Annotated in this window: 10 protein-coding genes; 2 read left to right on the top strand and 8 right to left on the bottom strand. The window is 67.8% G+C overall.

All coding sequences use genetic code 11. From position 1 onward, the window contains the following. Positions 1-167: 167 nt before the first annotated feature. Positions 168-1,076 (top strand): AbfB domain-containing protein, encoded by a 909-nt coding sequence (locus AOK08_RS05075; RefSeq protein WP_055524038.1) that lies wholly within the window; start codon positions 168-170, stop codon positions 1,074-1,076. Positions 1,077-1,185: 109 nt separating this feature from the next. Here the strand turns inward: AOK08_RS05075 and AOK08_RS05070 are convergent, their stop codons facing one another. The 8 genes from AOK08_RS05070 to AOK08_RS05035 are packed head-to-tail and all read right to left on the bottom strand — an operon-like array spanning position 1,186 to position 7,823. Beyond that, positions 1,186-1,518: a metal-sulfur cluster assembly factor gene (locus AOK08_RS05070; protein WP_053741509.1), complete on the bottom strand. Its 333-nt coding sequence runs from the start codon at positions 1,516-1,518 to the stop codon at positions 1,186-1,188. Further along, entirely contained in the window at positions 1,515-1,982 is a 468-nt protein-coding gene (gene sufU / locus AOK08_RS05065; RefSeq protein WP_055524036.1) for a Fe-S cluster assembly sulfur transfer protein SufU, read from the bottom strand. The genes AOK08_RS05070 and sufU overlap by 4 nt, the downstream gene beginning before the upstream one ends. A gap of 30 nt (positions 1,983-2,012) precedes the next feature. After that, positions 2,013-3,269, bottom strand: coding sequence for a cysteine desulfurase (locus AOK08_RS05060; RefSeq protein ID WP_055524034.1), 1,257 nt, complete (start codon positions 3,267-3,269; stop codon positions 2,013-2,015). Continuing rightward, complete coding sequence (gene sufC, locus AOK08_RS05055) at positions 3,266-4,033, bottom strand: Fe-S cluster assembly ATPase SufC (RefSeq protein ID WP_055524032.1); 768 nt, start codon at positions 4,031-4,033, stop codon at positions 3,266-3,268. Before sufC ends, AOK08_RS05060 begins: the two co-directional genes overlap by 4 nt. 7 nt (positions 4,034-4,040) lie before the next feature. Continuing rightward, entirely contained in the window at positions 4,041-4,370 is a 330-nt protein-coding gene (locus tag AOK08_RS05050; protein WP_055524031.1) for a non-heme iron oxygenase ferredoxin subunit, read from the bottom strand. Next, positions 4,370-5,551, bottom strand: coding sequence for a Fe-S cluster assembly protein SufD (sufD, locus tag AOK08_RS05045; RefSeq protein WP_055524029.1), 1,182 nt, complete (start codon positions 5,549-5,551; stop codon positions 4,370-4,372). The genes AOK08_RS05050 and sufD overlap by 1 nt, the downstream gene beginning before the upstream one ends. Before the next feature lie 56 nt (positions 5,552-5,607). Then, positions 5,608-7,032 (bottom strand): Fe-S cluster assembly protein SufB, encoded by a 1,425-nt coding sequence (sufB, locus tag AOK08_RS05040; protein ID WP_055524025.1) that lies wholly within the window; start codon positions 7,030-7,032, stop codon positions 5,608-5,610. Then, the gene (locus AOK08_RS05035) at positions 7,029-7,823 is read right to left on the bottom strand and encodes a helix-turn-helix transcriptional regulator (RefSeq protein WP_055524023.1); all 795 of its coding nucleotides are present in this window, start codon (positions 7,821-7,823) and stop codon (positions 7,029-7,031) included. Before AOK08_RS05035 ends, sufB begins: the two co-directional genes overlap by 4 nt. Positions 7,824-8,072: 249 nt before the next feature. On the opposite strand from AOK08_RS05035, the gene AOK08_RS47030 reads away from it, so the two are divergent. Then, a partial coding sequence (locus AOK08_RS47030) for an ABC transporter ATP-binding protein (protein ID WP_241826837.1) occupies positions 8,073-8,553 on the top strand: 481 nt, incomplete at its 3' end.

Raw genomic sequence — 8,553 nt, 5'->3', positions numbered from 1 at the left:
ACCCAAACCCACCCGCACGCCGCACCACGCCATCAACTCCCCCACCCCTCGGTCTCATTGAGGAAACAACCCTTCTCAGGGCACCGGACGTCACCTAGCCTCGCGTCCATTACTGTTTCAACCACTCATTCACACATTCGCCACAGGCGATGCCGGAGGAATTGCGCATGACAGAACAAAAGCCCCGGCTCACCCCAAGTCAACCGTGGGAGAACGGCTGGGCCCCGGACACCTCACGTGTGCCCGGGACACGGCGGCTCTGGATGGCGGGCACCCTGGCCCTGTCGGTCGTGGCCGCCTGTGTGACCGCGATCGTCGTCTCCGACCGGCAGGCCGAGGACCCGGCTCCGGTGGCCAAGGCCCCCGCGACGTCGGCCGGTGCGACGTACCCCGGCCTTCTCACCTACGCCTCCCCGCCGTCACCCGGAGCCACGCCCCCGGACGGAAAGAGCGGCCTGGCGTCGGCGCTGTCGACCGGGCCCACCGCATCGGACGGCACAACTCCCGCCGCGGCCCCGGACGTCAAGGGCTCCGCCACCGGGCCCGTCAAGGAGACCCCTGGCGGAGAGCCCGGAGGGAACCCCGGTGGAAAGCCGGGCGGGAAGCCCGGCACCTCCCCGGCCCCCACCAAGTCCTCGGCCGCCCCTTCGCACCAGGACCCCTCCCTCCGGTCCGTCGAGTCGGTCAACTACCCCGGCCGCTACTGGCACGTGTCAGGTGACCTGGTGAAACTCGACCCGGTCGCCGGCGCCGCCTCCCGCAAGGCCTCCACCTTCAGTGTGGTACCGGGGCTGTACAACAGCTCCTGCTACTCGTTCAAGACGCGCGACGGCAGGTACCTGCGGCACCGGGACTTCGTCCTGCACGCCGACAGCAGCGACGGCTCCTCGCTGTTCAAGCAGGACGCCACCTTCTGCGCCGGGTACGCGGGGAGTTCGGGCACTGTGATCCAGTCGTCGAACTACCCCAACTACGCGCTGCGCCACCGGGACTTCCAGCTCCGCCTGGACCCGTACGACGGCAACCCGGCCACCCGGCAGGACTTCTCCTTCCGCGTCGTGGCCCCGCTGGGCTGAGGCCCCGCCGGGCCGAGCCGGACACACGTGAAAGCGGCGGCACCCCAACAGGGTGCCGCCGCTTTCATGTTCGGCCTCAGACGTTTCAGCCCTCAGACGCTCTCAGCCCTCAGACGTTGAACCCGAGCGCCCGGAGCTGGTCGCGTCCGTCGTCCGTGATCTTGTCCGGGCCCCACGGCGGCATCCAGACCCAGTTGATGCGCAGTTCGTTGACGATGCCGTCCGTGGCGGACTTGGCCTGGTCCTCGATGACGTCGGTGAGCGGGCAGGCCGCCGACGTCAGGGTCATGTCGATCGTCGCGATGTTCGCGTCGTCGATGTGGATGCCGTAGATCAGGCCCAGATTGACGACGTCGATGCCCAGTTCGGGGTCGACGACGTCGTACAGCGCCTCGCGGACCTCGTCCTCCGAGGCCGGCTTCATCTCAATGGTCTCGCTCATGCCGTCTTCCTTTCGGCGGCGTCCGAGCCCAGGGCCTGGGCCGTCGCGTCCTTCCACGCCATCCAGCTCAGCAGCGCGCACTTCACCCGGGCCGGATACTTGGAGACACCGGCGAACGCGACCGCGTCCTCCAGCACCTCCTCCATCGCGTCGTCCGGTTCGATCCGGCCCTTGGACTGCATCAGCTCCAGGAAGGTCTCCTGGATCTTCTGCGCCTCGGCCAGACCCTTGCCGACGAGGAGCTCGTTCAGTACGGAGGCCGACGCCTGGCTGATCGAACAGCCCTGGCCCTCATAACTGACGTCGCTGATCGTCGTACCGTCGTACTTCACGCGCAGGGTGATCTCGTCGCCGCATGTCGGGTTGACGTGGTGCACCTCGGCGTCGCCATCCCGCAAGCCCCGCCCGTGCGGGTGCTTGTAGTGGTCCAGGATGACTTCCTGGTACATCGAATCAAGCTTCACAGCAACCGCCCTCGCATCTCAGCCAGCTCCTCAGCCGAAGAAGTTCCGTACGTGCTCCAGTCCGTCGACCAGAGCATCGATCTCGGCCGGCGTGGAGTACAGATAGAACGACGCTCGCGTGGTCGCGGGAATTCCGTAGCGCAGGCAGACCGGACGGGCGCAGTGGTGGCCGACCCGGACCGCTATGCCCTGCTCGTCGAGGACCTGGCCCACGTCGTGCGGGTGGATGTCGCCGAGCGTGAAGGAGATCGCCGCGCCCCGGTCCTCGGCCGTGGACGGGCCGATGATCCGCAGGTCGGGAACCTCGCCGAGCCGCTTCACCGCGTACTCGGTGAGGGCGTGCTCATGGGCGAGGATCTTGTCCATGCCGATCGCGGAGAGGTAGTCGACCGCCGCACCGAGGCCGACCGCCTGCGCGATCGGCGGAGTGCCCGCCTCGAACTTGTGCGGGGCGGGAGCGTACGTCGACGAGTGCATCGACACCGTCTCGATCATCTCGCCGCCGCCGAGGAACGGCGGGAGGTCCTCCAGCAGCTCCTGGCGGCCCCACAGCACCCCGATGCCCGTCGGACCGCACATCTTGTGGCCGGTGAAGGCCACGAAGTCGGCCTGGAGGGCCTGCACGTCCAGCGGCATGTGCGGGGCGGCCTGCGAGGCGTCGATCAGGACCAGGGCCCCGACCTCCTGCGCCCGGCGCACGATCTTGTCGACCGGGTTGACCGTGCCCAGGATGTTGGACACCAGCACGAAGGAGACGATCTTCGTCTTCTCCGTGATGATCTCTTCGATGTTGGACAGGTCGAGGCGGCCGTCGTCGGTCAGGCCGAACCACTTCAGCTTCGCGCCCGTGCGCTGCGCGAGCAGCTGCCACGGCACGATGTTGGAGTGGTGCTCCATCTCCGTGATGACGATCTCGGTCTCGTGGTCGACCCGGTAGGGCTCGTCGGCCCAGCCCAGCATGTTGGCCACGAGGTTGAGCGATTCGGAGGCGTTCTTGGTGAAGATCACCTCGTCACGGCTGGGCGCGTTGATGAACGCGGCGACCTTGTCCCGCGCGCCCTCGTACAGCGCCGTGGCCTCCTCCGCGAGCACATGGATGCCACGGTGCACGTTGGCGTTGTGCTGCTCGTAGTACTCGGAGAGGGTGTCGATCACCTGGCGGGGCGTCTGGGAGGTCGCCGCGTTGTCCAGGTAGACGAGCTTCTTGCCGTCGTGGAGCACCCGGTCGAGGATCGGGAAGTCCTTACGGATCGCCTCGGTGTCGAGGAGGCCCGGCAGCTGTGTCACGCTGATACGCCACCCTTCGCGGTGTACGCCTCGTAGCCCTCGTTCTCCAGCTTGTCGGCGAGTTCGGCGCCGCCGGACTCGGCGATCCGGCCGTCGGAGAAGACGTGGACGAAGTCGGGCTTGATGTAGCGCAGGATGCGCGTGTAGTGCGTGATCAGCAGGGTGCCGACCTCACCGGTCTCGCGGACGCGGTTGACGCCCTCGGAGACGATGCGCAAGGCGTCGACGTCCAGACCGGAGTCCGTCTCGTCGAGGATCGCGATCTTCGGCTTGAGCAGCTCCAGCTGGAGGATCTCGTGGCGCTTCTTCTCACCGCCGGAGAAGCCCTCGTTGACGTTGCGCTCGGCGAAGGCGGGGTCCATGTTGAGGCGCTGCATGGCCTCCTTGACCTCCTTCACCCACAGGCGCAGCTTCGGCGCCTCACCGCGCACGGCGGTGGCGGACGTACGAAGGAAGTTGGAGACGGAGACACCGGGGATCTCGACCGGGTACTGCATCGCCAGGAAGAGGCCCGCGCGGGCGCGCTCGTCGACGGACATCTCCAGGACGTCCTCGCCGTCGAGCAGCACGCTGCCGCCGGTGATCGTGTACTTGGGGTGACCCGCGAGCGAGTAGGCGAGGGTCGACTTGCCGGAGCCGTTGGGGCCCATGATGGCGTGCGTCTCGCCCTGCTTCACTGTCAGGTCGACGCCCTTGAGGATCTCCTTCGTGGCGTTGTCGGCCTCGACGGTGACGTGCAGGTCGTGGATTTCAAGCGTTGCCATGGGTTCCTCAGGACTCCTGGGTGAGGGAGACGAGCACGTCGTCCCCTTCGATCTTTACGGGGTATACGGGGACGGGGCGCGTCGCGGGAAGGCCGGACGGCTTGCCGGTGCGGAGGTCGAAGCTGGAGCCGTGCAGCCAGCACTCGATCTGGCAGTCCTCCACCTCGCCCTCGGAGAGCGAGACGTTCGCGTGCGAGCAGATGTCGTGGATCGCGAACACCTCGCCCTCGGTACGGACGACCGAGACCGGCGTGCCGTCGAGTTCCACCCGCTTGGGGGTGTCCTCGTCCAGCTCGCTCAGCCCACAGGCGCGTACGAACGTCGGAGAGGCTGTCATCAGACGGACGCCTCCAGCTCCTCGTCGATCTTCGCGAGAAGGCGGTCCTGGATGTCCTCGACGCCGATCTGCTGGACCAGCTCGGCGAAGAAGCCGCGGACGACCAGGCGACGGGCCTCGTCGGCCGGGATGCCGCGGGCCATCAGGTAGAAGAGCTGCTCGTCGTCGAAGCGTCCGGTGGCACTCGCGTGCCCGGCGCCGACGATCTCACCGGTCTCGATCTCCAGGTTCGGTACGGAGTCCACGCGGGCCCCGTCCGTGAGGACCAGGTTGCGGTTCATCTCGTAGGTGTCGGTGCCCTCGGCCTTGGCCTCGATGAGCACGTCACCGATCCACACGGCGTGGGCGCCCTCGCCCTGGAGCGCGCCCTTGTAGACGACGTTCGACTTGCAGTGCGGGGTGTTGTGGTCGACCAGGAGGCGGTGCTCCTGGTGCTGTCCGGCGTCCGTGAAGTACAGGCCGAACAGCTCGGCCTCGCCGCCGGGACCGGCGTAGGTCACGCGCGGGTGGAGGCGTACGAGGTCGCCGCCGAAGGTGACGACGAAGGACTTGAAGGTGGCGTCGCGGCCGATCAGCGCGCTGTGCTGGGCGACGTGCACGGCCTGGTCGTCCCAGTCCTGGACGGAGACGACGGTGAGCTTGGCGCCGTCACCGAGGACGTACTCGACGTTGGCGGCGATCACGGCGTCACCGGTGTGGTCGATGACGACGACCGCTTCGGCGAAGGCGCCCAGCTCGATGTGCTGGTGGCCGTAGCGCACCCCGCCCTCGCCGTGCACGGAGACGCGGATCGGCTCGGTGAGGACCGTCTCCTTGGGGATGGTGATCACACCGGCCGCCTCGAAGGAGGTGTACGCCTGGGCGGCGACGCGGTCCACGGGGGTACCGGCCCGCCCGAGGCGCGCGTCGTCACGGCCGACGGCCTCGACGGTGACGCCCTCGGGTGCCTGGACGTCGACCTTGACGCCGGTGCCGGTGGCGACGGCGGTGCCGTCGTGCAGCCCGCGCAGCCGCTCCAGCGGGGTGAACCGCCACTCCTCCTCACGGCCGTGGGGGACGGGGAAGTCCGCCACGTCGAAGGAGGGGGGCGCGCTCATGCGCGTGGCGACGGTCGACTCGGCCGCGACCGCGATCGAGCCGGCGGTGGTGGACCCCACCGGAATGTTCTGAACCTCAGCCATGGCTGTCGGTCTGCTCTCTTTCCTGCGTAAGTGACGTGATGGGGACTGGCCGACGACTAGCCGACCGATCCTTCCATCTGGAGCTCGATCAGCCGGTTGAGTTCCAGCGCGTACTCCATGGGCAGTTCCTTGGCGATCGGCTCAACGAAGCCGCGCACGATCATCGCCATCGCCTCGAACTCGGTCATGCCGCGGCTCATCAGGTAGAAGAGCTGGTCGTCGGAGACCTTGGAGACGGTCGCCTCGTGGCCCATGGACACGTCGTCCTCACGGACGTCGACGTACGGGTACGTGTCGGAGCGGGAGATGGTGTCCACCAGCAGCGCGTCGCACAGCACGTTGGACTTGGAGCCGTGGGCGCCCTCGCCGATCTCGACGAGACCGCGGTAGGACGTACGGCCGCCACCGCGCGCCACCGACTTCGACACGATGTTCGAGGAGGTGTTCGGCGCCATGTGGACCATCTTGGAGCCGGCGTCCTGGTGCTGCCCCTCACCCGCGAAGGCGATCGACAGGGTCTCACCCTTGGCGTGCTCGCCCATCAGGTAGACGGCCGGGTACTTCATCGTGACCTTGGAGCCGATGTTGCCGTCGATCCACTCCATGGTCGCGCCCTCGTACGCCACGGCGCGCTTGGTGACCAGGTTGTAGACGTTGTTCGACCAGTTCTGGATGGTCGTGTAGCGGCAGCGGGCGTTCTTCTTGACGATGATCTCGACGACCGCGCTGTGCAGGGAGTCCGACTTGTAGATCGGCGCCGTACAGCCCTCGACGTAGTGCACGTAGGCACCCTCGTCGACGATGATCAGGGTCCGCTCGAACTGGCCCATGTTCTCCGTGTTGATACGGAAGTAGGCCTGGAGCGGGATCTCGACGTGCACGCCCTTCGGCACGTAGATGAAGGAGCCGCCGGACCACACCGCGGTGTTCAGCGACGCGAACTTGTTGTCGCCGACCGGGATGACGGTCCCGAAGTACTCCTTGAAGAGCTCCGGGTGCTGCTTCAGCGCGGTGTCGGTGTCGAGGAAGATGACGCCCTGCTCCTCCAGGTCCTCGCGGATCTGGTGGTAGACGACCTCGGACTCGTACTGCGCGGCGACACCGGCGACGAGGCGCTGCTTCTCCGCCTCGGGGATGCCGAGCCTGTCGTACGTGTTCTTGATGTCCTCGGGCAGGTCCTCCCAGGACTCCGCCTGCTTCTCCGTGGACCGCACGAAGTACTTGATGTTGTCGAAGTCGATCCCCGACAGGTCCGAGCCCCAGTTCGGCATGGGCTTCTTGTCGAAGAGGCGCAGGCCCTTGAGGCGCAGCTTGGTCATCCACTCCGGCTCGGACTTCTTCGCCGAGATGTCGCGGACGACGTCCTCGTTGATCCCGCGCCTGGCAGAGGCACCGGCCGCGTCGGAGTCGGACCAGCCGTACTCGTACGTGCCCAGCCCCTCCAGCTCGGGGTGGGTGGTCTCCTCGATGGGGAGCGTCATGCTGGGTTCCTCCCGGCGGTACGTGCAGATGCTTTATGGGTGGCGGTGGACAACTGTGGAGCAGGTGAGGCAGGTGGGGCCGAGGCGTGCGAGGCCTTGGGGATGAATGTCGTGCACACACCGTCGCCGTGGGCGATGGTCGCGAGCCGCTGGACATGCGTTCCCAGCAGATGGGAGAAGATCTCGGTCTCCGCCTCGCAGAGCTGCGGGAACTTCTCCGCGACATGGACCACCGGGCAGTGGTGCTGGCAGAGCTGCTCGCCGACCGGTGCGCTGCGCGCCGTAGCAGCGTACCCGTCCCCGCTCAGGGCCTTGGCCAGGGCTTCGGCGCGCTTTTCGGGGCCGGCGGACTCGACAGTGGCACGGTAGTTCTCGGCCTGCTCGGCGAACCGGGCGCGTGCGAAGGCGAGCACCGCCTCGTCGCCGCCCTCGCGCGCGGCGATCCAGCTCAGCGCGTCCATGGCGAGCTTGTCGTAGGACTGGTCGAAGGCGTCCCGTCCACAGTCGGTGAGCGCGAACGCCTTGGCGGGCCGGCCACGGGTGCGTGCCCCGTAGACCCGCTGCTCACGCGGTTGTACGACGTCGTCGGCGACCAGCGCGTCAAGGTGACGCCGTACGGCCGCATGGGTCAGGCCCAGGCGTCCGGCGAGTTCGGCGACGGTCGACGGACCGTGGTCCAGGATGGATCGCGCGACCCGGTTGCGCGTGGAGCGCTCACCGGTCCCGAGTTCCTCCTGGGGGGCGCCCGTGGGGGCCGCCGCGCCCTCGCCATCCTCGCCGACGTATTTCACAACACCATTGTTGCGTAATTCCTCAGAGCGCGGCAAGCCGCGCCCCTTCCACTTGACGGTGCCCTGCATCACTTAGGCTCACCTAACCTGACCTGCGAAAACGATCTTTGATCGACCGGAGACCACCCCCGAGCAGGCAGGGAACAGACACGGGAGCGGTACGGCGGCACATCCGGATCCGGACCTCATCGGGATCGGATCCGGCCCCGCGCACCTGGGCCCGCTCTCCCGTCCCTAGACTCTCCAACCATGCGAAGCGAGCCCGTGGTCCAGGTCCAGGCCCTGGTGAAGCGGTACGGCACGAAGACCGCGGTGGACGGCCTCGACCTGGTGGCACTGGCGGGCATCACCGCCGTACTCGGTCCGAACGGCGCGGGCAAGACGACCACCGTCGAGACCTGCGAGGGATACCGCAGACCGGACTCCGGGACGGTACGCGTCCTGGGCCTCGACCCGGTACGGGAAGCCGCCGCCCTGCGTCCCCGGGTCGGCGTGATGCTCCAGTCCGGCGGTGTCTACTCGGGCGCCCGCGCCGACGAGATGCTCCGCCACATGGCGAAGCTGCACGCGCACCCGCTGGACGTGGACGCCCTCATCGAACGCCTGGGCCTCGGCGGCTGCGGCCGGACGACCTACCGCCGGCTCTCCGGGGGCCAGCAGCAGCGCCTGGCGCTCGCGATGGCTGTCGTCGGCCGCCCCGAGCTGGTGTTCCTGGACGAGCCGACGGCCG

It is taken from the genome of Streptomyces graminilatus, assembly GCF_001418565.1.
Taxonomy (GTDB): Bacteria; Actinomycetota; Actinomycetes; order Streptomycetales; family Streptomycetaceae; genus Streptomyces; species Streptomyces graminilatus.
The sequence above is the reverse complement of the archived record's forward strand: the minus strand, read 5'-3'. Positions and strand labels throughout refer to the sequence as shown.

What these genes read in the sequence shown, in the direction of transcription:
- AOK08_RS05075 (WP_055524038.1), top strand. Translation starts at nt 168, where the DNA reads ATGACAGAACAAAAGCCCCGGCTCACCCCAAGTCAACCGTGGGAGAAC.
- AOK08_RS05070 (WP_053741509.1), bottom strand. Translation starts at nt 1,518, where the DNA reads ATGAGCGAGACCATTGAGATGAAGCCGGCCTCGGAGGACGAGGTCCGC.
- sufC (WP_055524032.1), bottom strand. Translation starts at nt 4,033, where the DNA reads ATGGCAACGCTTGAAATCCACGACCTGCACGTCACCGTCGAGGCCGAC.
- AOK08_RS05050 (WP_055524031.1), bottom strand. Translation starts at nt 4,370, where the DNA reads ATGACAGCCTCTCCGACGTTCGTACGCGCCTGTGGGCTGAGCGAGCTG.
- sufD (WP_055524029.1), bottom strand. Translation starts at nt 5,551, where the DNA reads ATGGCTGAGGTTCAGAACATTCCGGTGGGGTCCACCACCGCCGGCTCG.
- sufB (WP_055524025.1), bottom strand. Translation starts at nt 7,032, where the DNA reads ATGACGCTCCCCATCGAGGAGACCACCCACCCCGAGCTGGAGGGGCTG.